Source organism: Streptomyces sp. NBC_00457 (assembly GCF_036014015.1).
Taxonomy (GTDB): domain Bacteria; phylum Actinomycetota; class Actinomycetes; order Streptomycetales; family Streptomycetaceae; genus Streptomyces.
This window is the reverse complement of sequence record NZ_CP107905.1, coordinates 3940093-3965224: the sequence shown is the minus strand read 5'-3', so window position 1 is coordinate 3965224 and position 25132 is coordinate 3940093. Positions and strand designations below refer to the sequence as shown.

The 25132-nt window shown below is 69.9% G+C and carries 25 protein-coding genes and 2 tRNA genes; 14 read left to right on the top strand and 13 right to left on the bottom strand.

Going from position 1 to position 25132, the window contains the following annotated elements:
* Nucleotides 1–42 precede the first annotated feature (42 nt).
* A complete protein-coding gene (locus tag OG828_RS17810; protein ID WP_328501687.1) occupies nt 43–558 on the bottom strand; it encodes an NUDIX hydrolase in 516 nt (171 codons plus the stop codon).
* On the bottom strand, nt 555–1973 hold the full coding sequence (locus tag OG828_RS17805; RefSeq protein ID WP_210572309.1) for a zinc-dependent metalloprotease: 1419 nt from the start codon (nt 1971–1973) through the stop codon (nt 555–557). The genes OG828_RS17810 and OG828_RS17805 overlap by 4 nt, the downstream gene beginning before the upstream one ends.
* A gap of 191 nt (nt 1974–2164) precedes the next feature.
* On the opposite strand from OG828_RS17805, the gene OG828_RS17800 reads away from it, so the two are divergent.
* The 4 genes from OG828_RS17800 to OG828_RS17785 all read left to right on the top strand — a co-directional run bounded on the left by OG828_RS17800 (nt 2165) and on the right by OG828_RS17785 (nt 5303).
* Nucleotides 2165–3283 carry an SDR family oxidoreductase gene (locus OG828_RS17800; RefSeq protein ID WP_328357295.1) on the top strand — a complete coding sequence of 373 codons (1119 nt, stop codon included), beginning with the start codon at nt 2165–2167 and terminating at the stop codon, nt 3281–3283.
* A 111-nt stretch (nt 3284–3394) separates the two neighbouring features.
* Nucleotides 3395–3856 carry a molybdenum cofactor biosynthesis protein MoaE gene (locus tag OG828_RS17795; protein ID WP_328357292.1) on the top strand — a complete coding sequence of 154 codons (462 nt, stop codon included), beginning with the start codon at nt 3395–3397 and terminating at the stop codon, nt 3854–3856.
* A 119-nt stretch (nt 3857–3975) separates the two neighbouring features.
* Nucleotides 3976–4140 (top strand): hypothetical protein, encoded by a 165-nt coding sequence (locus OG828_RS17790; RefSeq protein WP_328357289.1) that lies wholly within the window; start codon nt 3976–3978, stop codon nt 4138–4140.
* 68 nt (nt 4141–4208) lie between these two features.
* The gene (locus tag OG828_RS17785) at nt 4209–5303 is read left to right on the top strand and encodes a YlbL family protein (protein WP_328357286.1); all 1095 of its coding nucleotides are present in this window, start codon (nt 4209–4211) and stop codon (nt 5301–5303) included.
* 22 nt (nt 5304–5325) lie between these two features.
* On the opposite strand, the gene OG828_RS17780 is transcribed toward OG828_RS17785, so the two are convergent.
* Nucleotides 5326–5871, bottom strand: a complete 546-nt coding sequence (locus OG828_RS17780) for a PPA1309 family protein (protein WP_328501686.1) — start codon at nt 5869–5871, stop codon at nt 5326–5328.
* Nucleotides 5872–6035: 164 nt separating this feature from the next.
* Here OG828_RS17780 and OG828_RS17775 point away from each other — a divergent pair, with 164 nt between their 5' ends.
* The 4 genes from OG828_RS17775 (at nt 6036) to OG828_RS17760 (ending at nt 11563) form a co-directional block, all read left to right on the top strand.
* Entirely contained in the window at nt 6036–8993 is a 2958-nt protein-coding gene (locus tag OG828_RS17775; protein ID WP_328504886.1) for a UPF0182 family membrane protein, read from the top strand.
* A 41-nt stretch (nt 8994–9034) separates the two neighbouring features.
* Nucleotides 9035–9108 (top strand) — tRNA-Met (locus OG828_RS17770).
* A gap of 208 nt (nt 9109–9316) precedes the next feature.
* Nucleotides 9317–11230 (top strand): tetratricopeptide repeat protein, encoded by a 1914-nt coding sequence (locus OG828_RS17765; RefSeq protein ID WP_328501685.1) that lies wholly within the window; start codon nt 9317–9319, stop codon nt 11228–11230.
* A gap of 259 nt (nt 11231–11489) precedes the next feature.
* Nucleotides 11490–11563 (top strand) — tRNA-Met (locus OG828_RS17760).
* A gap of 51 nt (nt 11564–11614) precedes the next feature.
* Here the strand turns inward: OG828_RS17760 and OG828_RS17755 are convergent.
* From OG828_RS17755 to OG828_RS17740, 4 genes are all read right to left on the bottom strand, one after another.
* Nucleotides 11615–12775: an ABC transporter substrate-binding protein gene (locus OG828_RS17755; RefSeq protein ID WP_328501684.1), complete on the bottom strand. Its 1161-nt coding sequence runs from the start codon at nt 12773–12775 to the stop codon at nt 11615–11617.
* Nucleotides 12772–13632, bottom strand: coding sequence for an ABC transporter permease (locus OG828_RS17750; RefSeq protein WP_328438645.1), 861 nt, complete (start codon nt 13630–13632; stop codon nt 12772–12774). Before OG828_RS17750 ends, OG828_RS17755 begins: the two co-directional genes overlap by 4 nt.
* The gene (locus OG828_RS17745) at nt 13629–14396 is read right to left on the bottom strand and encodes an ABC transporter ATP-binding protein (RefSeq protein ID WP_328357271.1); all 768 of its coding nucleotides are present in this window, start codon (nt 14394–14396) and stop codon (nt 13629–13631) included. The genes OG828_RS17750 and OG828_RS17745 overlap by 4 nt, the downstream gene beginning before the upstream one ends.
* 150 nt (nt 14397–14546) lie before the next feature.
* Entirely contained in the window at nt 14547–14963 is a 417-nt protein-coding gene (locus tag OG828_RS17740) for a Fur family transcriptional regulator (RefSeq protein WP_328357268.1), read from the bottom strand.
* A 113-nt stretch (nt 14964–15076) separates the two neighbouring features.
* On the opposite strand from OG828_RS17740, the gene OG828_RS17735 reads away from it, so the two are divergent.
* Nucleotides 15077–16546, top strand: a complete 1470-nt coding sequence (locus OG828_RS17735; RefSeq protein ID WP_328442351.1) for a catalase — start codon at nt 15077–15079, stop codon at nt 16544–16546.
* 78 nt (nt 16547–16624) lie between these two features.
* On the opposite strand, the gene OG828_RS17730 is transcribed toward OG828_RS17735, so the two are convergent.
* Complete coding sequence (locus tag OG828_RS17730; protein ID WP_210572943.1) at nt 16625–17017, bottom strand: CBS domain-containing protein; 393 nt, start codon at nt 17015–17017, stop codon at nt 16625–16627.
* A gap of 142 nt (nt 17018–17159) precedes the next feature.
* On the bottom strand, nt 17160–17960 hold the full coding sequence (hisN, locus tag OG828_RS17725; RefSeq protein WP_328438644.1) for a histidinol-phosphatase: 801 nt from the start codon (nt 17958–17960) through the stop codon (nt 17160–17162).
* Nucleotides 17961–18147: 187 nt separating this feature from the next.
* Here hisN and OG828_RS17720 point away from each other — a divergent pair, with 187 nt between their 5' ends.
* Complete coding sequence (locus OG828_RS17720; protein WP_328438643.1) at nt 18148–18756, top strand: TetR/AcrR family transcriptional regulator; 609 nt, start codon at nt 18148–18150, stop codon at nt 18754–18756.
* A gap of 7 nt (nt 18757–18763) precedes the next feature.
* On the opposite strand, the gene OG828_RS17715 is transcribed toward OG828_RS17720, so the two are convergent.
* From OG828_RS17715 to OG828_RS17700, 4 genes are all read right to left on the bottom strand, one after another.
* A complete protein-coding gene (locus OG828_RS17715) occupies nt 18764–19087 on the bottom strand; it encodes a DMT family transporter (protein ID WP_328357259.1) in 324 nt (107 codons plus the stop codon).
* A 105-nt stretch (nt 19088–19192) separates the two neighbouring features.
* On the bottom strand, nt 19193–20200 hold the full coding sequence (rsgA, locus tag OG828_RS17710; protein WP_328438640.1) for a ribosome small subunit-dependent GTPase A: 1008 nt from the start codon (nt 20198–20200) through the stop codon (nt 19193–19195).
* A 12-nt stretch (nt 20201–20212) separates the two neighbouring features.
* Entirely contained in the window at nt 20213–21538 is a 1326-nt protein-coding gene (aroA, locus tag OG828_RS17705; protein ID WP_328357253.1) for a 3-phosphoshikimate 1-carboxyvinyltransferase, read from the bottom strand.
* Nucleotides 21539–21624: 86 nt separating this feature from the next.
* Complete coding sequence (locus tag OG828_RS17700; protein ID WP_328357251.1) at nt 21625–22338, bottom strand: M50 family metallopeptidase; 714 nt, start codon at nt 22336–22338, stop codon at nt 21625–21627.
* Nucleotides 22339–22388: 50 nt separating this feature from the next.
* Here OG828_RS17700 and OG828_RS17695 point away from each other — a divergent pair, with 50 nt between their 5' ends.
* The 4 genes from OG828_RS17695 (at nt 22389) to rsrA (ending at nt 25075) form a co-directional block, all read left to right on the top strand.
* Nucleotides 22389–23204, top strand: a complete 816-nt coding sequence (locus OG828_RS17695) for an SOS response-associated peptidase (RefSeq protein ID WP_328357248.1) — start codon at nt 22389–22391, stop codon at nt 23202–23204.
* Nucleotide 23205: 1 nt separating this feature from the next.
* Nucleotides 23206–23835: an alpha/beta hydrolase family protein gene (locus OG828_RS17690; RefSeq protein WP_328357245.1), complete on the top strand. Its 630-nt coding sequence runs from the start codon at nt 23206–23208 to the stop codon at nt 23833–23835.
* Nucleotides 23836–24092: 257 nt separating this feature from the next.
* Nucleotides 24093–24776 (top strand): RNA polymerase sigma factor SigR, encoded by a 684-nt coding sequence (gene sigR / locus OG828_RS17685; protein ID WP_328357242.1) that lies wholly within the window; start codon nt 24093–24095, stop codon nt 24774–24776.
* A complete protein-coding gene (rsrA, locus tag OG828_RS17680; protein WP_210572346.1) occupies nt 24773–25075 on the top strand; it encodes a mycothiol system anti-sigma-R factor in 303 nt (100 codons plus the stop codon). Before sigR ends, rsrA begins: the two co-directional genes overlap by 4 nt.
* The last annotated feature ends 57 nt before the right edge of the window (nt 25076–25132 follow it).

Here is a 25132-nt window from a genome sequence, read left to right as displayed (position 1 = left end):
ACGGGTAAGGGGTGACCACCATGGCGGTCGCCCCTTACGCGTTCACAGCCTGGCGCGCGTCGCTTCCAGCAGTCGTACGACCGACTCGTCCGCTACGGTCGCCACCTCGTCGTAGGCGAACCAGCGCAGGTCGAGCGACTCGTCGCTGATTGCTTCCACGGCCCCGGCCGGAGCAACCGCCGCGTACTGCACGTCGAGGTGCCAGGCGCAGGGCGTGGCATGCCGGTCCAGGCGCACCGGGCCGCCCGGCAGCAGCGTCAGCCCCGCGACACCGGACTCCTCGGTCGCCTCGCGCAGCGCGGCGGCCTGCAGAGAGGTGTCCTGCGGCTCGCAGTGGCCGCCCATCTGCAGCCACTTCCGCATCTTCTTGTGCAGGGTCAGCAGGACCCGCCCGCGCGCGGGGTCGATCACCAGCGCGCTCGCCGTGATGTGCCCGTCCTCGCAGGCCGTCCACATGCCGTCCGGGTGTGCCGCGAGATGGTCCAGGTATGCCTGGCGCAGCTCTTCCTGGCCCTCGTACCCCTTCAGCACGAGGACCGCGTCGTCGTACAGGCTCACTCGGTGTCGTCGTCCTCGCTCTTGTCCCGCTTCTTGAGGTCGGGCTTGTCCGCGGCCTCGCCGAGCATCTTGTCCAGCTCGGAGAAGTCGAGCTGCTCGCGGTGCACGAAGCCGTCGGGGTCGTCCAGGTCGGTGGCCGTCGGCAGCATGTCCGGGTGGGCCCACAGGGCGTCCCGGCCGTCGACACCGCGTGCGTCCGTGAGCGAGGCCCACAGGCGGGAGGCGTCGCGCAGGCGCCGGGGGCGCAGCTCGAGGCCGATCAGAGTGGCGAAGGTCTGCTCGGCGGGGCCGCCCGTGGCACGGCGGCGGCGCAGGGTCTCCCGCAGTGCGTCGGCGGACGACAGGCGGGGCTTCGCGGCGGCGTGCACCACCGCGTCGACCCAGCCCTCGACGAGCGCCAGAGCCGTCTCGAGACGGGCCAGGGCCGCCTTCTGCTCGGGCGTGTCCTCCGGCTGGAACATGCCCTGCTGGAGGGCGTCCTGCAGCTGCTCGGGGTTCTGCGGGTCGAACTGGCCGACCACGTCCTCCAGCTTGGCGGTGTCGACCTTGATCCCGCGCGCGTACCCGTCGACTGCGCCGAACAGGTGCGAGCGCAGCCACGGCACATGCGCGAAGAGGCGCTGGTGGGCGGCCTCGCGCAGGGCGAGATACAGCCGCACCTCCTCCTTCGGCACACCGAGGTCCTTGCCCAGCCCCTCGATGTTCACGGGCAGCAGCGCGGCCTTGCCGGCCGGGCCGAGCGGCAGGCCGATGTCGGTCGAGCCGACGACCTCGCCCGCGAGCACACCCACGGCCTGCCCGATCTGCGTGCCGAACATGGCGCCGCCCATGGAGCGCATCATGCCGATCAGCGGGCCCGCCATGGCCTGCATCTCCTCCGGCAGGACGTCGCCCATGGCCGCGCCGACGCGCTCGGCGACCGGGTCGACCAGCTCCTTCCACGCGGGCAGGGTCGCCTCGACCCACTCCGCGCGGCTCCACGCCACGGCGGTGCCCGCGCCGGACGGCAGCGAGGTCGCGTCGTCGAGCCACAGGTCGGCCAGGCGGACGGCCTCCTGGACCGCGGTGCGGTCGGCGGGGCCGACGCTCGCGTCCTTGACGCCGTCCGCCGTGCCCTGGGAGACCGTCTGGCGGGCGATCTGCTTGGCCATGTCCCAGTTCACCGGCCCGCCCTCGTACGAGAGCATCTGGCCGAGCTGCTGGAACGCGGCGCCCAGGTCGGTGGGGTTCAGCGAGCCGAACATGGCCGCGAACGGATTGTCCGCACCCGGGCCTGAAGCTCCGGGCAGCCCGCCGAAACCGAACGGGTTGGCCGGGCCCTGACCACCACCGCTCTCCTGGTCCTTCTTCTTGCCCTCGTCGCCGTCTTCCGGCTCCTCCGGCGGAAGGCCGAATCCGAATGGGGTGTCACTCACGGGATTCCTCGGCTGTTAAGGCCACCGGTTGGCTCCGGCGGCACGACTGCCCGATAACACCACCCAGCGTAGACACCCGGGGCCGTTCGGGCCTCGGTGCTCCGCCGACTCGTGGCCTGCGGCAGGATGGATGCACCTGGTACGCACGCGTCGCTCGCGTTCGTACTGAAGACAACCGCTGGAGACGCCCGGTGAGTTCCCCAGATCCACAGGTTCGCGCAGCGCGAAACCACTCAACCACGCCCGCGTCCGCTCTGCGCGGGCCCGTCGTCGCGGTCACCGGTGCCGCCTCCGGCATCGGTGCCCTGCTCACCGAGCGGCTCGCCGCGTCCGAGGAGATCAAACAGGTCATCGCGATCGATGAGCGGCGCGGCGAGTGCGCCGGTGCCCAGTGGCACATCCTCGACGTGCGGGATCCGGCGATCGCGGACAAGCTGCGGGGCGCGGACGTGGTGGTGCATCTGGCGCTCGACCTGGATCTGGAGACCGACGCCGCGGCCCGAACGGCCTACAACGTCCGGGGGACACAGACCGTGCTGACCGCCGCGGCGGCGGCCGGGGTGCACCGGGTGGTCGTGTGCACGTCGGCGATGGTCTACGGCGCGCTGCCCGACAACGAGCTGCCGCTGTCCGAGGACGCGGAGCTGCGGGCCACGGCCGAGGCGACCGGGGTCGGGGATCTGCTGGAGATCGAGCGGCTCGCGCGACGGGCCCCGCGGGCGCATCCGGGGCTCAATGTCACCGTGGTCCGGCCCTCGGTGCTGGTCGGAGGCACCGACACCGCGCTGACCAGGTACTTCGAGTCGCCTCGGCTGCTTGTCGTCGCCGGGTCCCGGCCCGCCTGGCAGTTCTGTCATGTCGAGGATCTGTGCAGCGCTCTGGAGTACGCCGTCCTGGAGAAGGTCGACGGGGAGCTGGCCGTCGGGTGCGACGGGTGGCTGGAGCAGGAGGAGGTCGAGGAGCTGAGCGGGATCCGGCGGATGGAGCTGCCGTCCACGGTCGCGCTGGGCGCGGCGGCCCGGCTGCACCGGATCGGGCTCACGCCGTCCCCGGCGGGGGATCTGGCCTACACGATGTATCCGTGGGTGGTGAGCGGGAGCCGGCTGCATGACGCCGGGTGGCGGCCGCAGTGGACCAATGAGGAGGTCCTCGCGGAGCTGCTGGAGGAGGTCTCCGGTCGGCGCACGGTCGTCGGGCGGCGGCTGGGCCGGAAGGACGCGACGGCTGCGGGCGCCGCGGGTGCGACGGTGGCGCTGCTGGGTGCGGCGGCCGTGGTGCGGCGGGCCCGGAAGGCCCGGCGTCGGGTCTGACGCATACGAGTGCCCGGACCAGGTGCCTGTAGGAGGCTCCGAAGCTCCACGCGCGCGTGCCGGGTGAAAGTTCCCTTCCGGGTTGTCAGTGGCGTGGGGCACGATGGAGGCATGGCACCCACGAACGATCACCCCGGTGAGCAGGCGGCGCACGATCCCATCCAGCTGATCGCCATCCGGGAGACGGCCCTCTCCCTCGACGAGGTCTTCAAGGCCGTCGGGGACGACGCCGCCGGCGGGACCGCTCTGTTCGTCGGGACCGTGCGGAATCACGACGGGGGCACCGATGTCGATGAGCTCGGGTACTCGTGCCATCCCAGTGCCGAGGCCGAGATGCGGCGGATCGCCGAGAAGGTCGTCGCCGAGTTCCCGGTGCGCGCGCTCGCGGCGGTGCACCGGGTCGGGGACCTCAAGGTGGGGGACCTCGCCGTCGTCGTCGCCGTCTCGTGCCCGCATCGGGGTGAGGCCTTCGAGGCGTGCCGGAAGCTCATCGACGACCTCAAGCACGAAGTGCCGATCTGGAAGCACCAGAAGTTCTCAGACGGCACCGAGGAGTGGGTCGGCGCCTGCTGACCGAACACCGGGCCACCCTTCCGGTTGCGTAACCCGACCCCCGGCGTGAGCGTTGTCCGTGCAGCTGGTTAATCTGCTGATCAGTCAGTTGCGGTCGCTCATGGGGATGGGAGGACGGCATGGCGGCACTCGCCTGGTTGCTGATTCCGCTTGTGGCTGCGATCGGTGCCGGTCTGTGGGGCAGTTGGGCCAACCGGACCCGGAAGACGCGGGGTGACGGCCCCGAGCTCGACGGGTACGCGCGCTTCCGCGAGGCCATGGAGAAGCCCCGCACCCGTACGTGACAAGGGCCGGCCGCCCGGACGGACGGCCCTGACGGTCCGCTGACAGCGGCGTCCCGTACTGTCGTTCCATGCCACGCCGCACTGCGACGATGCTCGCCTCCACCCTGCTGCTGATAGCGCTCCTGTGCGCCGGAGTCTTCATCACCGTGCCGTATTCGGAGATGTCGCCGGGACCGACGGTGAACACGCTCGGGGACCACGACGGCGAGCCGGTGCTGCAGATCTCCGGGCGGAAGACGTACGAGACGAGCGGGCATCTGAACATGACCACGGTGCGGGTCACCAGCGCCGACTACCGGATGAACCTTGTCGAGGCGGTCTACGGCTGGCTCGCGCACGACAACAAGATCGTGCCGCACGACACGATCTACCCGGACGGCAAGACCGAGGAGGAGTCCACCCAGGAGAACGCCGAGGAGTTCAGCCAGTCCCAGGAGAGCGCCAAGGTCGCCGCCCTGAAGGCGCTGGACGTCCCGGTGAAGTCCTGGGTGATCGTCTCGACCGTCCTCAAGGACTCCCCGGCCGAGGGCAGGCTGCACGCCGGCGATGTGATCAAGGCCGTCGACGGGACGACCGTGAAGAAGCCCGAGGACGTCGCCGAACTGGTGACCAAGCACAAGCCCGGTGAGGATGTCGCCTTCACCATCGTGCCCGCCGAGGAACAGACCGCCGCGGAGAAGGAACAGCGGGCGGCGACCAAGACGGAGAAGGTCACCATACGGACCGCGAAGTCCGACGACACCGGCGAGGAGCGCGCCATCGTCGGCATCTCCGCCGGGACCGACCACACCTTCCCGTTCACCATCGACATCAAGCTCGCCGACGTCGGCGGGCCGAGCGCCGGTCTGATGTTCGCGCTCGGCATCTACGACAAGCTCACGCCGGGCAGCCTCACCGGCGGGTCGTTCGTCGCCGGGACGGGCACCATCGATGACGCCGGCAAGGTCGGTCCGATCGGCGGCATCGAGATGAAGACGGTCGGGGCGCGCGAGAAGGGCGCCCAGTACTTCCTGACGCCCGCCGACAACTGCGCGGCCGCCGCCGGCGACACCCCCGACGGCCTCACCCTGGTCAAGGTGAAGACCATCGACGATGCCCTCGGCGCCCTCAAGGACATCCGCAGCGGCGACACCGCCGATCTGCCGAAGTGCACGACGAAGTAGCCGACCGAGGTAGCCGACCCAGCTACTCCTCGAACGTCGCCGCCAGCGCCTGAGCCAGCCCCGGCACCAGATCGGAACCGGTGAGGACCTCCGTCGGCGCGTCCTTCTCACGCAGCCTCAGGGCCGATTCGCGGTCGCCGCCGCGCAGGACCGCGACCGTCATCCGGACCTCCTGGCGCTTCGGGTGGTCGGCGACCCACTGGGCGAGCTTCTGCTCGCTCATGCCTTCCGGAACAGACGCTTCGGCCGACGGCGGCAGCATCAGGCGTTCCACGCTGAGCGCGCAGCCGACCACCGCGTCGGGCCAGGCGATGGTGGCAAGGAACTCGTCGAGCGGCTTGCCCGTTGGAATCTCGTCCTGCTCGATCGGAGTGAGACCGGAGGTGGTCTCCTGCTCGTCCCCCAGGCCGAGCCGGTCCGCGAGCGAGGGCTGTTCGGCCCGCAACCGGGCGGTGTCTACGAGGGCGAAGAGGCGCGCGGGCTGGTCCCAGCCGAGGCCGGAGACGTACTCGTCGATCTCGAGTACGGCCCGGGTCAGGGGGCTCGCTGCCATGGGAGTGTTGGACATAGTCACAATCCTGCCTCGTTCCCCACCCGAATCGGGAACCGAGTAAAGCGTGAGTAAGTTGCATAGGTGAGGGCCTACGATCACGGGGCCCTTCGGACGGCCCGCGAACACGGGGGCCCGACAGACCAACAGCGACCTTCGAGGTGCACACCTTGGCTTTCCAGATGCCGGACCGCGGCGGAGGCCCGACGGGGCCACGGATCAGAGTGGGCCGCCCGTCCAGGCGGGTCCGGACCCTGCTCATGACGCTGGGCGTCCTAGCCGTACTCGGCATGGCGTTCACCATGTTCGCGGGATTCTGGACCGACTGGCTCTGGTATCGGTCGGTGAACTACTCGTCCGTGTTCACGACCACGCTGTGGACCAAGATCGGGCTGTTCTTCGTCTTCGGTCTGCTGATGGCCCTCGCGGTCGGCTTCAACATCTGGCTGGCCCACCGGCTGCGCCCGCCGCTGAGCGCCATGTCGATGGAGCAGCAGAACCTCGACCGCTACCGCATGGGCATCGCGCCGTACAAGAAGTGGCTGCTGCTCGGTATCACTTCGCTGATCGGCCTGATCGCGGGTGCTTCGGCGTCGGGGCAGTGGCGGACCTGGCTGATGTGGGTCAACGGCGTGCCCTTCAACCAGAAGGACCCGCAGTTCCACCTCGACGTCGCCTTCTACGCCTTCGACCTGCCGTGGTACCGCTTCCTGCTCGGCTTCGGCTTCGCCACCGCGATCCTCTCCCTGATCGCCGCCGCGCTCACGCACTACCTGTACGGCGGGCTGCGCATCACCAGCCCGGGTGCGCGCGCCACCGCCGCGGCCACCAGCCATCTGTCGGTGCTCATCGGCACGTTCGTCGCCCTGAAGGCGGTCGCGTACTGGCTCGACCGGTACGGACTCGCGGTCAAGTCCAGCGACTTCAAGGCGACCGACAACTGGACCGGCCTCCGCTACGTCGACGCGAACGCCTATCTGCCCGCCAAGACGATCCTGTTCTGCATCGCCGTCATCTGCGCGCTGCTGTTCTTCGCCACCCTGTGGCGGCGCACGTGGCAGCTGCCGCTGATCGGCTTCGGCCTGATGGTGCTGTCGGCGATCCTCATCGGCGGCCTGTACCCGGCGATCGTCCAGAAGTTCCAGGTCCAGCCCAACGAGCAGGCCAAGGAAGCGCCGTACGTCAACAAGAACCTCGAGGCGACGCGGCAGGCCTACGGCATCGACGACGCCAAGGTCACCGACTACAGCGGTGTGAGCAAGACCCAGGACAAGACCACGCTGCGGGACGACGTCGACGCCACGGCGAGCATCCGCATCATGGACCCGAACGTCGTCTCGCCCACGTTCCAGCAGCTCCAACAGATCAGGAACTACTACTCGTTCCCGACCAACCTGGACGTCGACCGCTACAGCGAGAAGGGCAAGGACCAGGACACGGTCATCGGTCTGCGTGAGCTGAACCTCAACGGCATTCCGAAGAACAACTGGATCAACGACCACTTCCGCTACACCCACGGGTACGGCGTGGTCGCGGCCAAGGGCACTCAGGTCGACGCCGAGGGCCGCCCGGTGTTCACGGAGTCCGACCTGCCCTCCAAGGGAGAGCTGGGGACGTATCAGCAGCGCGTCTACTACGGCGAGAAGACCAGCGAGTACTCGATCGTCGGCGGTCCCCAGAAGGAGATCGACTACTCCGACGACAGCGGCGAGAAGACGTACAGCTACAAGGCCAAGAGCGGCGTCAACCTCGCCAACCCGGTCAACCGGGCGGCGTACGCGGTGGCGTTCAGCGAGCCGCAGATCCTCTACTCCGGTGCGATCGGCGAGGGTTCGCGGATCCTGTACAACCGCACGCCCAAGGAGCGCGTCGAGGCGGTGGCCCCCTGGCTGACCATCGACGGCGACGCCTATCCGGCGGTGGTGAACGGCAAGATCCAGTGGATCGTCGACGCGTACACGACGACGAACGGCTATCCGTACGCGTCCCGTACGACCCTCGGTTCCTCGACGGCCGACTCGCTGACCGCGACCAACAACTCGCGCGCGGTGGTGGCCCAGCAGAACCAGGTCAACTACATCCGCAACTCGGTGAAGGCGACCGTCGACGCGTACACCGGCGAGGTCAAGCTCTATCAGTGGGACACCGAGGACCCGGTCCTGAAGACGTGGATGAAGGCGTTCCCGGGCACGGTGGAGTCCAAGAGCGACATCTCCAAGGACCTGATGGCCCATCTCCGGTACCCGCAGGACCTGTTCAAGGTCCAGCGTGAGCTGCTGACCCGCTACCACGTGGAGGACGCGGACACGTTCCTCAGCGGCAGCGAGGTGTGGCAGGTGCCGGACGACCCGACCAACAAGTCGGGCAACGCGGTGCCGCCGTACTACCAGAGCCTGAAGATGCCCGATCAGCAGGCGCAGGCCTTCTCGCTGACGACGACGTTCACGCCCAACGGGCGGGACAACCTCAGCGCGTTCATGTCGGTCGACGCCGAGGCGGGCACCAGTGACTACGGCAAGATCAGAGTTCTGAAACTGCCGACGAGTACGACCGTCAACGGACCCAAACAGGTCCAGAGCCAGTTCAACTCCGAACAGGACATCGCTGAACAGATCAGGCTGCTGCAGGGCGGCGACTCCGAAGTCGAGTACGGCAACCTGCTGACGGTGCCACTGGACGGGGGACTGCTGTACGTCGAACCCGTCTACGTCCGTGGTGGTGGACTGAAGTACCCGCTCCTGCGCAAGGTGTTGGTGACCTACGGCGGCAACACCGCCTTCGAGGACACCCTCGACCAGGCCCTCAACAAGGTCTTCGGAGCGGAGGGCGCGACGACCGAGCCCCCGCCACCACCGGACGAGGGCGATACGACTCCGCCGCCGACGTCCACCAACCCGACGGTTCAAGAGGCGCTGAACGACGCCCAGGAGGCCTTCGACGCCGGCCAGGAAGCCCTGAAGAAGGGCGACTGGGAGGCGTACGGCCGGGCGCAGGACGACCTCCAGGACGCGCTCCAGCGGGCCGAGGACGCGCAGGCGAAGGCCGGTGACACCGGTGGCGGGAGCGGCGGCGCAAGTCCCAGTCCCAGCGCCACTCCGAGCGGCAGTCCCAGTCCCAGCAGGAGCCCGGACAGCAGTTGATCGAGACCGTCCCGCGCCGTGATACGGTTGCCGAACAACGGCGCGGGGTGGAGCAGCTCGGTAGCTCGCTGGGCTCATAACCCAGAGGTCGCAGGTTCAAATCCTGTCCCCGCTACTGATACCGAAGGCCCGGATCCTGAAAAGGATCCGGGCCTTCGGTGTATCTGCGAACGCATGTGCCGACCTCCGGGACGGCCGTGCCGTCGTGGGGAGTTGAGCGGTGTGTGTTTGACTTGTCGTTCTGTGGGCAAGTCGACAAAACGCTGAAGTGACCTCACTGGCTGCGGTATACCAGGTGTACCCAGGTTGCAGGTGGTGCGACGATGGACGTTATGGGGGACAAGGCGACTCTGTTGGAGACAGGGCGGTTTGGGGAGCCTGCCGACGTTTCGCAGTCGACGGGCGATATGTCCGTGCCCGAATTCCCGTCACCCATGGCCTCATCTGCGACCGATCTTGAGCGTCGCGTGAACGAATTCGTTCAGTCCGCGGACCGGGACGAAACCGGTGATGCCGCCGAGGAGGCCCGGCAGCGGCTCGCCGCCGAAGCCGGTGACGTCGAGGCGATGAGTGTCCTCGGGGCCCTGCTGCTGCGCCGCGGTGATCTCGACGGAGCCGAATCCCATCTGCGCGCCGCCACCGCGGCCGGTGACCGGGCCGCCGCCAACAACCTGGGTGTCCTGCTGCACCAGCGCGGGTACGCCGACGAGGCCGCCGGCTGGTGGCGCATCGCCGCCGTCGCCGGATCCGCCGCCGCCGCGCATGCGCTGGGCCGTCACCACCGGGAGCGCGGCGACGAGCCCGCAGCCGAGTACTGGCTGCGTCAGTCCGCCGAGCAGGGGCACGCCCTCGGCGCGTACGCGCTCGCCGATCTGCTGGAGCACCGGGGCGACGACGGGGCCGGCGCGTGGATGCGGGCCGCGGCGGAGCGGGGGCACCGGGAGGCGGCGTACCGGCTGGCGCGGGCGATCGACCGCAAGGCCGCGCAGGAGGGCGAGACCGGGACCGACGACGGTGCCGGCGCTGCGCTCGTGGGCGAGGCCGAGCAGTGGTACCGGCAGGCCGCCGCGCGCGGGCACCGGCGGGCCGCGCTGCACCTCGGGGCGATCCTGGAGAAGCGTGGGCAGTTGAAGGAGGCCGGGCGCTGGTACTTGACGTCCGCCAAGGACGGCGAGGCACGGGCCGCCTGCGCGCTCGGGTTCCTGCTGCGCGACGCCGGCGACTCCGAGAGCGCCGCCGTGTGGTGGCTGCGGGCCGCCCAGGACGGCGACGGCAACGCGGCGAACGCGCTGGGCGCGCTGCATGCCGAGCGTGGGGAGACCCAGACCGCCGAGCGGTGGTACCGGGCCGCGATGGATGCCGGTGACGTCAACGGCGCGTACAACCTCGGGCTGCTCTGCGCCGAGCAGGGGCGGACCGCGCAGGCCGAGCAGTGGTACCGGCGTGCGGCGTACGCCGGGCACCGGGAGGCGGCGAACGCGCTGGCGATCCTGCTGCTCCAGGGTGGCGACACGGGCGGTGCCGAGCCGTGGTTCTCCAAGGCCGCGGAGGCCGGGAGCGTGGACGCCGCGTTCAACCTCGGGATCCTGTACGCCGGGCGGGGTGAGGACGAGGTCGCGCTGCGGTGCTACGAGCGTGCCGCCGCCGCCGGGCATACGGAGGCGGCGCTTCAGGTCGGGATCGCGCGGTTGCGTGAGGGCGATGAGCGGGCGGCCGAGCGGCATCTGCGGTGTGCGGCGGGGGGCGGGAGTGCCGAGGCCGCGTATCGGCTGGCGACCGTGCTGGACGCGCGGCGGCCGCCTGAGCCCGCGCATGAGCTCGGGGAGCCGGTGCGGGAGCGGAGCGAGTGCGAGGAGTGGTACGAGCGGGCGGCGTCGCAAGGGCATCGGCGGGCGCAGGTGCGGGTCGGGATGCTCGCCGCCGCGCGGGGCGATGTCGTCGAGGCGGCTCGGTGGTATCGGGAGGCTGCGGAGGCCGGGTCCCGGAACGGGGCGTTCAATCTTGGGCTGCTGTTGGCCCGGGAGGGGAGTGAGCCCGAGGCCGCCGTGTGGTGGACGCGGGCCGCTGACGCGGGGCATGGGCGGGCGGCGTTGCGGCTTGCCCTGGTCTACGCGCGTCGTGGGGAGCTGGCTGAGGGGCAGCGGTGGGCTGATCGTGCGGTGACGCTGGGGCCGGCGGAGGTTTCGGAGCGGGCGGGGCGGTTGCGGGACGCGTTGCGGGAGGAACTGTCAGCGTGACGCTGCGCCTGTGCTGGAGCCGGTTTGCTGGTTGACCGGCGTGAGGGCCGGGGTGAGGTGGGTCGCGCAGCCCGGCGCTGACGGGGCGCCGCCTGCGCCCACCCGTGCCGCCCCAGGCGGCACGCATGCCCGCAGCTTGGCGGGACGGCCTGTCGCCTGCTGGGTGGGCGCCGCCCCGGGGCACGACTGCCCGCAGCTGAGCTGACCGTAAAGCGATTTGCCTCTGTCCGCGTCCTTGACGTAATGTTCCATTCATCGACGCGGGGTGGAGCAGCTCGGTAGCTCGCTGGGCTCATAACCCAGAGGTCGCAGGTTCAAATCCTGTCCCCGCTACTGAAGGCCTGGGGCCCGGATCCTGAAGAGGATCCGGGCCCCAGGTGTGTGTCAGGAGTGGCGGTGGCCCACTGCCTCCTCGTAGAGGGTTCGGTTCACCGTCCGGGATTCCGGTAGGGGGTCGCCCTCCGCCACGCCCTGGGCGGCGTACGCGGACTGGAGGCGGTCCGTCGTGCCCGCGCGGATCTCCCAGTCCATGCGGAGGGACGGGGTCGACTGGAGGATCTCCTTGTCGGCCTTGAGGAGATTCGCCAGGTATGTGACGAAGCTCGCATTCTTCTTGTAGTCGGACGCGAAGTACGAGTTCACCGTGCGGATGTAGGCCCGGATGAGGGCCACGCCCGCGTCCACGTCGTCGTTCAGGAGGCTCGGGCCGTACAGCAGGCCGCCCAGGGGCTCGCCGGGGGGCTGGCCGCCCAGGAAGGCGTATCCGGGTGTGCCGTCGACCTTGCGCCAGACCGGGTCGAGGAGCCAGGCGGAGTCGACGCCGCCGTTCTGGAGGGCGGTGAGGACGTCGGCGGAGCCGAGCTGCTGGTACTGGATCTTGTCGAGGCCGCCGCCGTGCTGCTCCAGGGCCTGTTCCATCGGGTACGCGATCACGGAGCCCTTGCCGATCATCGTGCCCAGCTTGCGGCCGGCCATGGCCACCCGCTCCGCGCTCTCGCCCTCCTTCAGGCGGACCCACAGGCCGCTCTTCGACGTGGGGTCGGGTGAGAAGTTCCCGGCGACCCACTTGATGTCGAAGCCGCCCCGCAGCCCGTTCATCACCGCCGCTTCCGGTGCCGCCCAGAGCGCGTCGATCTCGCCCTTGGCCAGCAACGGCAGCGCGTCCGGCGTGGGCAGCACCTTCAGGGTGACGTCCAGGCCCTCCCGCTTGAACTCGCCCTTGTCGAGGGCGACTTGCAGCGGCGCCACATACTCCGCGCTCAGCGTCCCCGTCGCGATCGTCAGTTTCCGTGTCTCGGGCAGCCGCCGCGGGGCAGGCGCTCCCGGCTCACAGCGCGCCGGTTGTCGCTTCGGGGACATGTCGGCAGGATCGGTCCACGACGTCTCCCCGCAGCCCCGCACCAGGCGGATCGTGCGCGAAGCCGCGTCCGCCTGAGGTTCCGAGCGGGACGACGGCGACGCCGAGCAGCCCGCCGACGCCAGCAGTCCGGCGACGGCGACTGCGACACCGTACGAACGAAGCGAACGAAACAAACGGATCCTCATGACTGGCCCCGTCCCCTGTCCCGTGGTGCCCACGGTGTGAGCAATCGGCCGACGACACGCACCAGTTCGGAGAAGAGCACGCCCAGGACGGCCACGCAGACGATGCCGACGAACATGACGTCGTTCTGGAAGAGCGCGCGGGAGTCGAAGATCAGGTGGCCGAGGCCGTTCGTCGCGGCGATCTGTTCCGAGGCGACGATGACGAGGACCGCCACGCCCGCCGCGATCCGGGCGCCGACCAGGACCGCGGGGAGGGAGGCGGGCAGCAGGACGTGCCGGAACATCTGCCAGGGTGAGGCGCCGAAGACCTGGCCCGCGTCGCGGTGGCCGGAGGGGACCGACATGACGGCGGACATCGTCGAGATCCAGACGAAGAAGAAGACCGTCGCCGCCACCAGGGCCACCTGCGGGCCCTCGCCCAGGCCGAACATGTTCAGGAAGATCGGCAGCAGGGCCAGTTTCGGTACGACGTACAGGGCGTCCAGAAGCGGCTCCAGCGCCGCCCGTACGAGCGACAGCGAGCCCATCAGCAGGCCCAGGGCGTAGCCGGCCGCCGTGCCGACCGCGTAGCCCGCCAGGACGCGTTTCAGGGTCGCCCATACGTCCGGCCAGAGGTCGCCGGCCGCGGCCCGGTCCCAGCCGTCGGCGAGGATCGTGGACGGAGCCGGGTAGACGCGGTCGTCGATCCAGGCCTGGGTGGCGGCCAGTTGCCAGAGCAGGATCAGCAGGAGGGGGACGGCGACCGCGAGGGACAGTTCCAGGGCGCGTCGGCGGCGGTGGGTGCGTACGGGATGGAGTTCGTGCGGGCCCGGAGCGCGGACCAGGACCGATGTGCGGTCGGGAGCGATCGTCGTCATGCCGGCACCGCCTCCTTGCGCAGCAGGTCCCACAACTCGGTCTTGAGGGTCGTGAATTCGGGGGTGGAGCGGATGTCGCCGGTGCGTGGGCGCGGGAACGGAGGGTGGCGTTCGGCGATGAGCCGGCCCGGGCGGGCCGACATCACCAGGACGCGGTCGCCGAGGACGATCGCCTCCTCCAGGCTGTGGGTGATGAAGAGGGTCGTCGTCCGCAGCGACTGGGTGATGCCCAGGAGTTCGTCCTGGAGGATCATGCGGAGCTGGGCGTCGAGGGCGGCGAACGGCTCGTCCATGAGCAGGAGTTCGGGTTCCACCGCGAGCGCCCGGGCGATCGCCACGCGCTGGCGCATGCCTCCCGAGAGCGTGGCCGGGTAGGCGTCGGCGAAGTCGGCCAGGCCCATGCGGGTCAGCCAGGCGTCGGCGCGCGCGTTCGCCTCGCGGCGCGGGACGCGCTGGATGTCCAGGCCGAAGCGGACGTTGGCGCGGACGGTCTTCCAGTCGTAGATGCCGTAGTCCTGGAAGATCATGGCGGCCGGGCGGGGGCTGGAGGTACGGATCTCCAGGCGGCCGGTGCTCGGGCGGAGCAGGCCCGCTGCGATACGCAGCAGCGTGGACTTGCCGCAGCCCGAGGGGCCGACGAGGCAGACGAACTCGCCGGGGGCGACGGCCAGATCGAGGGGGCCGAGGGCGTGCACGGCCCCGGGGCCCCGGCCGAAGGTTCGGGTCAGATCACTGGCGCTGAGTTTCGGATACGGCTCTCCCACGGTGTCTCCTCGCGGAGTGCGGAACGGACTGGTGGGTGCCGCCGACGATATGACGACCCGTCAGATACGGGAAGGGTGCGGGTGCAGCGGAAAGCCCCGGCGCCTTGTCGGCGCCGGGGCTTGAAGTCGTATGTGCCTACGCGTATGTCCTTACGCCGTGGCGCAGTTCGGGCACACCCCGCGGTAGGTCACCTCGACGTCCGAGACGGTGAAGCCGAAGCGCTCCGTGTCGGGGAGGTCGGCCAGCGGGTTGCCGGTGGGGTGGACGTCCCGGATGGCGCCGCACTGGGCGCAGACCAGGTGGTGGTGCGGCTGATGGGCGTTCGGGTCGTACCGCTTGGCGCGCTTGTCGGTGGCGACCTCGAGCACCTCGCCGAGGGTCACCAGCTCACCCAGCGTGTTGTAGACGGTCGCCCGGGAGATCTCGGGCAGCTTGGCCACAGCTCGCGCGTGGACCTCGTCGGCCGTCAGGTGGACGTGTTCGCCGTCGAGGACCTCGGCCACGACGCGCCGCTGCGCGGTCATCCGCCATCCGCGTCCGCGCAGCCGTTCCAGAAGGTCGCTCATGCGCACAGCTTAACAGCTAAGGACCAGAATCCGAATGGGTGTGAGTTTGGATCCCTGCTTGAATTGGATTATGTCTAATGTAGGATTGGTTCAGAAGCAGCACGGGGGCAGAACTGACGCAGGAGGCGCACGTGACGCAGGGACCGCTCACCACGGAGGCCGGGGCACCGGTCGCCGACAACCAGAACAGCGAGACCGCGGGCGTCGGCGGCCCCGTGCTCGTCCAGGACCAGCTGCTGCTGGAGAAGCTGGCCCACTTCAACCGGGAGCGCATCCCGGAGCGCGTGGTGCACGCTCGCGGCGCCGGCGCCTACGGCACCTTCACGGTGACCGCCGACGTGACGCGGTACACGCGCGCCAAGTTCCTCTCGGAGGTCGGCAAGCAGACCGAGACCTTCCTGCGCTTCTCCACGGTCGCGGGCAACCTCGGTGCGGCCGACGCGGTGCGCGACCCACGCGGCTGGGCGCTGAAGTTCTACACCGAGGAGGGCAATTACGACCTCGTCGGCAACAACACCCCGGTGTTCTTCATCAAGGACGCCATCAAGTTCCCGGACTTCATCCACACCCAGAAGCGCGACCCCTACACGGGCTCCCAGGAGGCGGACAACGTCTGGGACTTCTGGGGTCTCAGCCCTGAGTCGACCCACCAGGTGACCTGGCTCTTCGGCGACCGCGGCATCCCGGCGTCGTACCGCCACATGAACGGCTACGGCTCGCACACGTTCCAGTGGAACAACGAGGCGGGCGAGGTCTTCTGGGTCAAGTACCACTTCAAGACCGACCAGGGGATCAAGAACCTCACGCAGGCCGAGGCGAACAGGCTCGCCGGTGAGGACCCCGACAGCCATCAGCGCGACCTGCGCGAGGCCATCGAGCGGGGCGAGTTCCCGACCTGGACCGTGCAGGTGCAGATCATGCCGGAGGCGGACGCGGCGACGTACCGCTTCAACCCGTTCGACCTCACCAAGGTGTGGCCGCACGAGGACTACCCGCCGATCGAGATCGGCAAGCTGGAGCTCAACCGCAACCCGGAGAACATCTTCGCCGAGGTCGAGCAGTCCATCTTCAGCCCCGCGCACTTCGTGCCGGGCATCGGTCCGTCGCCCGACAAGATGCTCCAGGGGCGGCTGTTCGCGTACGGCGACGCCCACCGCTACCGCGTCGGCATCAACGCCGACCACCTGCCGGTGAACCGCCCGCACGCCACCGAGGCACGCACCAACTCCCGTGACGGTTTCCTGTACGACGGCCGCCACAAGGGCGCGAAGAACTATGAGCCGAACAGCTTCGGTGGCCCGTTCCAGACGGACCGCCCGCTGTGGTCCGCCACTGCCGTGAACGGCGGCACGGGCAACCACCCGGCCCCGGTGCACGCCGAGGACGACGACTTCGTGCAGGCCGGCAACCTCTACCGGCTGATGTCCGAGGACGAGAAGGAGCGTCTGATCGGCAACCTGGCGGGCTTCATCGCCAAGGTCTCGCGCGACGACATCGCCGAGCGCGCGATCGACAACTTCCGTCAGGCGGACGGTGACTTCGGCAAGCGGCTGGAGGCCGCGGTCCAGGCCCTGCGCGGCTGACACACCCACCAGCACTGGATCGCTTGCCGAAGCGGGCCGGATTCCCCGGACAAGGGGTTCCGGCCCGTTCGCGTGGGCTCAGGCCGGTACCTGCTGCCGCAGGGGAGCCCAGCAACGGATGATGTCGCGGACCGAGACGATGCCGACGGGCTCGTCGTGGTCGAGGACGATCAGGTGGCGGAAGCCACCGTGTGCCATGGCGTGGGCGGCCTCCTCCAGGGTCCAGGACGGAGCCGCGAACACGACGTCGGTGGTGGTGTGCGCGTGGGCGTACTCCGTGTCCGGGTCCTCGCCCAGGCCGACGGAGATCAGGATGTCGCGTTCGGTGAGGATGCCGATACCGCCGGCGTCGGGGTCGAGGACGACGGCCGCGCCCACCCGGCGGGTGGACATCAGCGCTGCGGCCTGGCGAAGGGTGTGGGTGGGGCCGATGGTGAGGACCACGGTGCTCATGGCGTCGCGGACGAGCATGGATGCAGCCACCTCCTGAGGGTCTCCGCCCCTTGATCATCGTCTCCGCTTGTTCAACGTTTCACAAATTCACAAGGGGTGGGACTCTCAGAGTGACAGGCAAAGAGACGGTCAACAAGGGGGCGCGTGGAGCTCGTGGAGCTCAGTAGCGCTGGTTGAGATACCCCAGGAACTCCTCGTGCAACAGACCGTTCGACGCGGCCGCGTTTCCGCTGTGCGGGCCCGGGCGGCCGTCGAGGCCGGTGAAGGAGCCGCCGGCCTCCGTCACGATGATCGCGTTCGCGGCCATGTCCCACAGGGACAGCTCGGGCTCGGCGCAGATGTCGACGGCGCCTTCGGCGACCAGCATGTACGGCCAGAAGTCGCCGTACGCGCGCGTGCGCCACACCTCGCGGGTCAGGTCCAGGAAGCCGCCCAGGCGGCCCTGGTCCTCCCAGCCGGTGAGCGAGGAGTACGCGAAGGAGGCGTCGGAGAGCTTCGAGACACGGGAGACGCGCAGCCGGGAGGCCGAGGAGAGGCTGCGGCCGGTGAACGCGCCGTGCCCCTTCGCGGCCCACCAGCGGCGGCCCAGCGCGGGGGCCGAGACAAGGCCGACGACGGGCTCGTAGCCGCCTTCGCTCGCCTCCGTCAGCGAGATGAGCGTGGCCCAGACGGGGACGCCGCGTACGTAGTTCTTGGTGCCGTCGATCGGGTCGACGACCCAGCGCCGGGGGCCAGTGCCCTCGATGCCGTACTCCTCGCCGAGGATCGCGTCGCGGGGGCGGGCGCGCTGCAGCTGACCGCGGATGAGCTCCTCGGTGGCCTTGTCCGCCTCGCTCACCGGAGTCATGTCCGGCTTCGTCTCCACCTTCAGGTCGAGGGCCTTGAAGCGGGCCATGGTCGTCGCGTCGGCGGCGTCCGCGAGGACGTGGGCGAAGCGGAGATCGTCATGGTAGTCGGCCATGCTTGAACCGTATCTTTCGCGGTCACGGCCGGGCTACAGCGGGATGTGGGGGATCGGTGTGCACGGTGCCCGATCGCCCGGATGGCCTACGCCAGGCGTCGCGCGCCCCCTTGTGCCCTCGCGAACCCTTGACAGTGCGCCCGTGCGCGTCAAATCTGGGCGCAGAGTCGGTCGGGCTCGGGAGGCGATGATGCCTGCAGCGCGGGAATCCCTACTGGACGCCGCTTACACGGCGCTGGCGCGGCGGCCGTGGGCCGCGGTGCGGATGGTGGATGTGGCCGCGGCGGCCGGGGTGTCCCGGCAGACGCTCTACAACGAGTTCGGGAGCAAGGAAGGGCTTGCCAGGGCCCTGGTCCGCAGAGAGGCCGACGCCTATCTCGCCGGCGTCGAGCGGGCCCTCGCCACCAACCACGACGCCCGCGACCGGCTCACCGCCACCGCCGAGTGGACCGCGTCGGCGGCCCGGGAGAACGCGCTCGTACGGGCCATGCTCACCGGCTGCTGGAGCGAGCGGCTGCCCTCGCCGACGCTCTCGGCCGTGCCGTCCACCTCGGCGGTGCCGGCCCAGCGGCGGGCGGACGGGCCGCTGCCCTCACCCGGTGACTTCGTGGCCCTGGTCCGTGACCGCGCCATGGCGGTGCTGGTCGCACCCGGCACCCACAAGTCGGAAGCCGCCGAACTGGCCCGCTCCTGCGAACTGGTTGTCCGGCTGGCGCTGTCCTGCGTGGCGGCCCCGCCCGGCGAGGGAGGCGTCGCGGATCTCGTACGGGGCGCGCTGCACCGGCAGTTGGTGTGATGCGGGGTCAGTGGGCCGAGCCCGACAGCTGGAGCCCGATGACGCCCACGATCACCAGGCTGATCGAGACGAGCTTCAGCGTCGACACGATGTCGCCGAGGAAGATCATGCCGTAGATGGCGGTGCCCGCCGCGCCGATGCCCGTCCACACCGCATAGGCGGGGCCCACGTCGAGCTTCTTCAGGGACAGCGTCAGCAGGCCGAAGCTGCCGAGCGCGAAGATGCAGAAGGCGACGGTCGGCCACAGCCTGGTGAAGCCGTGCGACAGCTTCAGACAGACGGCGAAACCGGTTTCGAGGAGTCCTGCCACAACCACCAGCAGCCACGCCATGTCTTGTCCTCCCGTGTGTACACGTCGACTGCTTCGTCTGGCTTGGATCGGACTCGGTGCGATTATGCACTTACCGACCTTGCGTGCAGACAAACAACGCGAAGGTCAGTCGCCTTCCTTCCGTTCCCTCGTGGACAGCAATCGGCGCAGGGAGTAGAGCCGTGCCGGGTCCGCGTGTCCCTCGGCCACCCACGCGTCCAGCGCGCAGTCGGGCTCGTCGTGACTGCACGCGCGCGGGCAGCCCTCGGTGCCCGGCTCAAGGTCGGGGAAGGCGTGGATGACCCGGGACGGATCCACGTGGTGCAGCCCGAACGACCGCAGGCCCGGGGTGTCGATGACCCAGCCGCCGCCCAGCAGCGGCAGCGCGAGCGCCGATGTCGTCGTGTGCCGGCCGCGGCCCGTCACCGCGTTCACATGTCCGGTGGTGCGCCGGCGGTCCTTCGGCACCAGAGCATTGACCAGCGTGGTCTTGCCGACCCCGGAGTGGCCCACGAACGCCGTGATCTTGCCGTCGAGTTGCTCGAGCACCCGGTCCGCCGCGGTGCCGTTCTCCAGCTCCCCGCGGCTGGTGACGACATGCGGGATGTCGAGGGCGCCGTACAGCTCAAGGATCTTGTCGGGCGGGGCGAGGTCCGACTTCGTGAGCACGAGCAGCGGTTCCAGGCCGCCGTCGAACGCCGCCACCAGGCAGCGGTCGACGAGGCGGGGGCGCGGTTCGGGGTCGGCGAGCGCGGTGACGATGGCGAGTTGATCGGCGTTGGCGACGACCACGCGCTCGTACGGGTCGTCGTCGTCCGCGGTGCGGCGCAGCACCGAGGTGCGCGGGCTGATGCGGACGATGCGGGCGAGGGTGTCCTTCTGGCCGGAGAGGTCGCCGACGATGTGCACCCGGTCGCCGACCACCGCGGCCTTGCGGCCCAGTTCGCGGGCCTTCATCGCCAGGACGATCCGGTCGTCGACGAGACACGTCAGACGGCCGCGGTCGACGGTGAGGACCATTCCCTCGGCCGCGTCCTCGTGCTTGGGGCGGATGTTCGTACGCGGTCGGTTGCCCTTGCGGTTCGGGCGGCTGCGGATGTCGTCCTCGTCGGTGTGCTTGCCGTAGCGACGCATGGCGTGTGTCCCCTACGCCCCGTCGCTCCCGAGCATCCCGGTCCACAGGTCGGGGAAGTCCGGCAGCGTCTTCGCCGTCGTCGCCACGTTCTCGATCTGCACGCCCTCCACCGCGAGGCCGATGATCGCGCCGGCGGTGGCCATGCGGTGGTCCTCGTACGTGTGGAAGATCCCGCCGTGCAGCGCGCGCGGGCGGATGTGCAGCCCGTCGGCGGTCTCCGTCACATCGCCGCCGAGTTCATTGATCTCCTTGGTCAGCGCGGCCAGCCGGTCCGTCTCGTGCAGCCGCAGATGCGCCACGCCGCGCAGCGTGGAGGGGGAGTCGGCGAGGGCGGCCACGGCCGCGATGCCGGGGGTGAGTTCGCCCACGTCACTCAGGTCGACATCGATGCCGTGGATCGCGCCGGACCCGGTGAACTGCAGACCGTACTCGGTCAGTTGGCAGGAACCGCCCATCTCGGTGAAGATCTCCCGCAGCCGGTCACCGGGTTGGGTGGTCCGCGTCGGCCAGTCCGGGACGAGCACCTTGCCGCCGGTCACCAGCGCCGCCGCCAGGAACGGCTGCGCGTTGGACAGATCCGGCTCCACCGTCAGGTCCCGGCCGAGCAGCGCACCCGGCGTGACCCGCCAGACGTTCGGCTCGCCGCCCGACTCCGGGGTGTCCACCTGGGCGCCGACGCTGCGCAGCATGTCGACGGTCATCCGGATGTGGGGCAGCGAGGGCAGCGTCGCGCCGATGTGGCGGACCTCCACACCCTGGTTGAAGCGCGGGCCGGAGAGCAGCAGCGCGCTCACGAACTGGGACGACGTGGACGCGTCGACCTCCACCGGGCCGCCGTCCAGCGCGCCGCCGCCGTGCACGGTCAGCGGCAGCGTGCCGCGGCCGTCGTCGTCGATCCGGGCGCCGAGGACGCGCAGGGCGTCGATCACGCCGCTCAGGGGGCGCTCGTACGACCTCGGGTCGCCGTCGAAGTGGATCTCGCCGTCGGCGAGGGCGGCGACGGGAGGCAGGAAGCGCATGACGGTGCCCGCGTTGCCGACGTCGATGGTGGCGGGGCCGCGGAGCCCTGCGGGCAGCACGCGCCAGGTCTCGCCCGTGCCGTTGGGGCCTACGCCCTCTTCGATGCCGACGCCCATCGCGCGTAGGGCGTCGGCCATCAGCAGGGTGTCTCGGGAGCGGAGGGGGCGGCGGAGCCAGCCGGGCTCGGAGGCGAGGGCTGACAGCACGAGTGCGCGGTTGGTGACGGACTTGGACCCCGGTACGTGGACCGTTGCGTCGACGGCTCCGCTCGCGTGCGGGGCGGGCCAGAGGGCGGTGTCTGAGGGGTTCAAAGCCATAAGCCCACTCTAGTAGGGGGCTGTGCTTCGGGTGCGGCGCCGTCGGGGCTGGTCGCGCAGTTCCCCGCGCCCCTAAAGGGGCGTCTTCACACCGCCAGCAGCCAACGTCCCCCGCCTATCAGCGAGCACAAGCTCACCGCGTGGAACAGGAACAGCCACATCCCCGCCGGCACATGCGTCAGCCTCGACAGCTGATCCGCGTCCGAGTCCCCCGCTCCTCCCCGCGCCCTCTTGGCCTGCAGCTCGAATGCCGGACGGACGCCGCCCAGCAGCAGGAACCACACCACCGCGTACGCGAAGGCCGCCTGGACCTGGGGGCCGGCCAGCCAGGAGACCAGGACGAACGTGCCGCCGGTGAGGACGACCGTCAGGGCGCCGTAGGCGTTGCGGATCATGACCAGCATGGCCAGGAGCAGGGCCGTGGCCAGCCACAGCAGAAGTGTGATGCGGCCGGCGCCGAGCAGGGCCGCGCCGCCGAGGCCGAGGAGTGGGGGAGCGGTGTAGCCGGAGGCGGCGGTGAGGATCATGCCGAGGCCGTACGGCTTGCCGCGGCTGACCGTGAGGCCGCTGGTGTCGGAGTGCAGGCGTATGCCGGTGAGCTGCCGGCCGGTGAGCAGCGCGACCAGGCCGTGGCCGCCTTCGTGGGCGATGGTGATGGCGTTGCGGGCGAGGCGCCACAGGCCGTGTGGGACGACCACCGCGACCGCGGCGACGAGGGTCGCGATCACCACCCACACGTCCGGGTCGGTCTGGGTGCCGATCAGCTCGTCCCACAGAGAGGTCGCTGTGCTGCTGTCCATGTGTCCGGGGTGCTCCCTCTGTTCTTACGGAGTCTGGCAGTGTGGCACGTATGTGCGGACGGTATGCATCGAGTCGTAGGCCCGAGGATCTCGCAGGAATCTTTGAGATCGAGAAGTGGGAGCCCGAGGAGACCCTGGAGCCCGACTACAACGTGGCCCCGACCAAAGAGGTCTACGCGGTCCTGGACCGTCCTGTGAAGGACGCCGACGAGAAGCGACCGGTTCGGCAGCTGCGCAAGCTCAAGTGGGGGCTCGTTCCCTCCTGGGCGAAGACCCCCGAGGGCGGCGCGCGGATGATCAACGCGCGGGCGGAGACGGTGCACGAGAAGCCGTCGTACCGCCGTGCCTTCGCCGCCCGTCGGTGCATCCTGCCCGCCGACGGCTACTACGAGTGGGTCACCGGCAAGCAGGAGCGGGACCTGGAGGAGGAGGGGAAGAAGAAACGGCCGCGCAAGCAGCCCTATTTCGTGCTCCCCGCCGACGGGTCCGTGTTCGCCATGGCCGGGCTGTACGAGTTCTGGCGGGACAAGACGCTGCCCGACGAGCATCCGCAGGCCTGGTGGGTGACCTGCTCGGTGATCACGACGGAGGCGGAGCAGACCCCGCTGGCGGTGGCGCCCGCCGACGGGCCGTACGTGCTGGCCGACATCCACCCTCGGATGCCGCTGATGCTGACACCCGACCGCTGGGACAGCTGGCTCGACCCGTCCCGCACCGACCCCGACGAGCTGCGCGAGCTGCTCGCCCCGCCGCCCCCCGGACTGATGCGCGCCTACCCCGTCACCACCGCGGTCAGCAACGTCCGCAACAACGGGCCGGACTTGCTGAAGGAGCTGGAAGGGCCCGAAGAGGGCACACTCTTCTAGCGTGACGACCGAGATCATCAGCACCGACGCGGGGGACGCCCGCATCACCTGGCACCGGGCGAGGAAGCCGCGGCTCGTGCTGGCGGTGAGCCACGGCGCGGGCGGCGGCATCGAGGCGCGGGACCTTCGGGCGATCGCCGCCGAGCTGCCGGGGCACGGCGTGAGCGTCGCCCTCGTGGAGCAGCCCTGGCGGGTGGCCGGGAAGAAGGTGGCGCCCGCGCCGAAGACGCTGGACGTGGGGTGGCGGGGCATCTGGCCCGCGGTCGCCGGGTCCGGGCTGCCCGTGATCTCGGGCGGACGCAGCGCCGGGGCCCGCGTCGCCTGCCGTACGGCCGTGGAGCTGGGAGCCGCCGGCGTCCTCGCCCTCAGCTTCCCGCTGCACCCGCCCGGCAGGCCCGAGAAGTCCCGCGCCGACGAACTGCTCGGCGCCGGGGTGCCCACCCTCGTCGTGCAGGGCGGCAACGACCCGTTCGGGAGGCCGGAGGAATTCCCGAAGGGCACTTATGAACTGGTCGAGGTGCCGTACGGCGATCATGGCTTCGCCGTGCCCAAGCGGGCGGAGATCGAGCCGGACGAGGTCGTGGCGCTCATCACCGACGCGGTGGTGAAGTGGGCCGGGTCACTGGGGTAAAGGCCCGGGAATGTTGGGCCGCGGACCACTGTTGAGCGGGACAGAAGTGCTGAGAGACCAGCACCGACGTCGTGGGAGAGGAAGTCCGCCGCATGGGTTCGACCGTATGCCCGAGCCGCAGCAGCCGCACTGACCTGGACTGGACGGTGCTGCACGCGGCCAAGACCACCCCGATTCGAGGGGCGGCGGGGTCGGGTCGTCGTCTATCCTCCGAGTCTGGTGACACCGGTATCGGTGCTGCCCGGAATCTTGAGGAGGTGGGTCCGGTCACTGGGATCGACGCAGGGACCGACAACGGCCAGGCGGAGCAGCCCGAGGGCCAGGGCATGGGCGCGGAGTCCACCACGGAGCGCAACGTGCGCTTCGAGCGGGACGCGCTCGAATTCCTCGACCAGATGTACTCGGCCGCGCTGCGCATGACGCGCAACCCGGCCGACGCCGAGGACCTGGTGCAGGAGACGTACGCCAAGGCGTACGCGTCCTTCCACCAGTTCCGCGAGGGCACCAACCTCAAGGCGTGGCTGTACCGGATCCTCACCAACACCTTCATCAACTCGTACCGCAAGAAGCAGCGTGAACCCCAGCGCTCCGCGGCCGAGGAGATCGAGGACTGGCAGCTCGCCCGTGCCGAGTCGCACATGTCGACGGGTCTGCGCTCCGCGGAGTCGCAGGCGCTCGACCATCTGCCCGACTCGGACGTGAAGGAAGCGTTGCAGGCGATCCCCGAGGAATTCCGCATCGCCGTCTATCTCGCGGACGTAGAAGGCTTTGCGTACAAGGAGATCGCGGACATCATGGGGACACCCATCGGTACGGTGATGTCCCGGCTGCACCGGGGCCGCCGTCAACTGCGCGGCATGCTCGAGGACTACGCCCGTGAGCGCGGACTGGTCCCGGCCGGCGCCGGAGAGTCGAACGAAGCGAAAGGCTCGGGCTCATGAGCTGCGGAGAGCCGCACGAGACGGACTGCAGTGAAGTCCTGGACCATCTCTACGAGTTCCTCGACAGTGAGATGCCGGACGTCGATCGCGCCAAGTTCAAGCAGCACTTCAAGGAGTGCTCGCCGTGCCTGGAGAAGTACGGGCTCGAAGAGGCCGTCAAGAAGCTCGTCAAGCGGTGCTGCGGTCACGACGACGTACCCACCGACCTGCGCTCCAAGGTCCTGGGGCGGATCGACCTGATCCGCTCCGGGCAGGCAGTCCCGGACCACGACGTGACGGCGACCCCGCAGGAATCCTGAACGGCCTGTCGTCACTCGAACGTGCTAACCGCGGGTCATCGACCCGCGGCCGTCCCA

What these genes read in the sequence shown, in the direction of transcription:
- OG828_RS17700 (WP_328357251.1), bottom strand. Translation starts at nt 22,338, where the DNA reads ATGGACAGCAGCACAGCGACCTCTCTGTGGGACGAGCTGATCGGCACC.
- OG828_RS17750 (WP_328438645.1), bottom strand. Translation starts at nt 13,632, where the DNA reads ATGACGACGATCGCTCCCGACCGCACATCGGTCCTGGTCCGCGCTCCG.
- aroA (WP_328357253.1), bottom strand. Translation starts at nt 21,538, where the DNA reads ATGGCTTTGAACCCCTCAGACACCGCCCTCTGGCCCGCCCCGCACGCG.
- OG828_RS17785 (WP_328357286.1), top strand. Translation starts at nt 4,209, where the DNA reads ATGCCACGCCGCACTGCGACGATGCTCGCCTCCACCCTGCTGCTGATA.
- rsrA (WP_210572346.1), top strand. Translation starts at nt 24,773, where the DNA reads ATGAGCTGCGGAGAGCCGCACGAGACGGACTGCAGTGAAGTCCTGGAC.
- OG828_RS17730 (WP_210572943.1), bottom strand. Translation starts at nt 17,017, where the DNA reads ATGCTCGTCCGCGACGCCATGAGCACCGTGGTCCTCACCATCGGCCCC.
- OG828_RS17765 (WP_328501685.1), top strand. Translation starts at nt 9,317, where the DNA reads ATGGACGTTATGGGGGACAAGGCGACTCTGTTGGAGACAGGGCGGTTT.
- OG828_RS17790 (WP_328357289.1), top strand. Translation starts at nt 3,976, where the DNA reads ATGGCGGCACTCGCCTGGTTGCTGATTCCGCTTGTGGCTGCGATCGGT.
- OG828_RS17720 (WP_328438643.1), top strand. Translation starts at nt 18,148, where the DNA reads ATGATGCCTGCAGCGCGGGAATCCCTACTGGACGCCGCTTACACGGCG.
- rsgA (WP_328438640.1), bottom strand. Translation starts at nt 20,200, where the DNA reads ATGCGTCGCTACGGCAAGCACACCGACGAGGACGACATCCGCAGCCGC.
- OG828_RS17775 (WP_328504886.1), top strand. Translation starts at nt 6,036, where the DNA reads ATGCCGGACCGCGGCGGAGGCCCGACGGGGCCACGGATCAGAGTGGGC.
- OG828_RS17795 (WP_328357292.1), top strand. Translation starts at nt 3,395, where the DNA reads ATGGCACCCACGAACGATCACCCCGGTGAGCAGGCGGCGCACGATCCC.
- OG828_RS17780 (WP_328501686.1), bottom strand. Translation starts at nt 5,871, where the DNA reads ATGTCCAACACTCCCATGGCAGCGAGCCCCCTGACCCGGGCCGTACTC.
- OG828_RS17740 (WP_328357268.1), bottom strand. Translation starts at nt 14,963, where the DNA reads ATGAGCGACCTTCTGGAACGGCTGCGCGGACGCGGATGGCGGATGACC.
- OG828_RS17755 (WP_328501684.1), bottom strand. Translation starts at nt 12,775, where the DNA reads ATGAGGATCCGTTTGTTTCGTTCGCTTCGTTCGTACGGTGTCGCAGTC.
- OG828_RS17695 (WP_328357248.1), top strand. Translation starts at nt 22,389, where the DNA reads ATGTGCGGACGGTATGCATCGAGTCGTAGGCCCGAGGATCTCGCAGGA.
- hisN (WP_328438644.1), bottom strand. Translation starts at nt 17,960, where the DNA reads ATGGCCGACTACCATGACGATCTCCGCTTCGCCCACGTCCTCGCGGAC.
- OG828_RS17715 (WP_328357259.1), bottom strand. Translation starts at nt 19,087, where the DNA reads ATGGCGTGGCTGCTGGTGGTTGTGGCAGGACTCCTCGAAACCGGTTTC.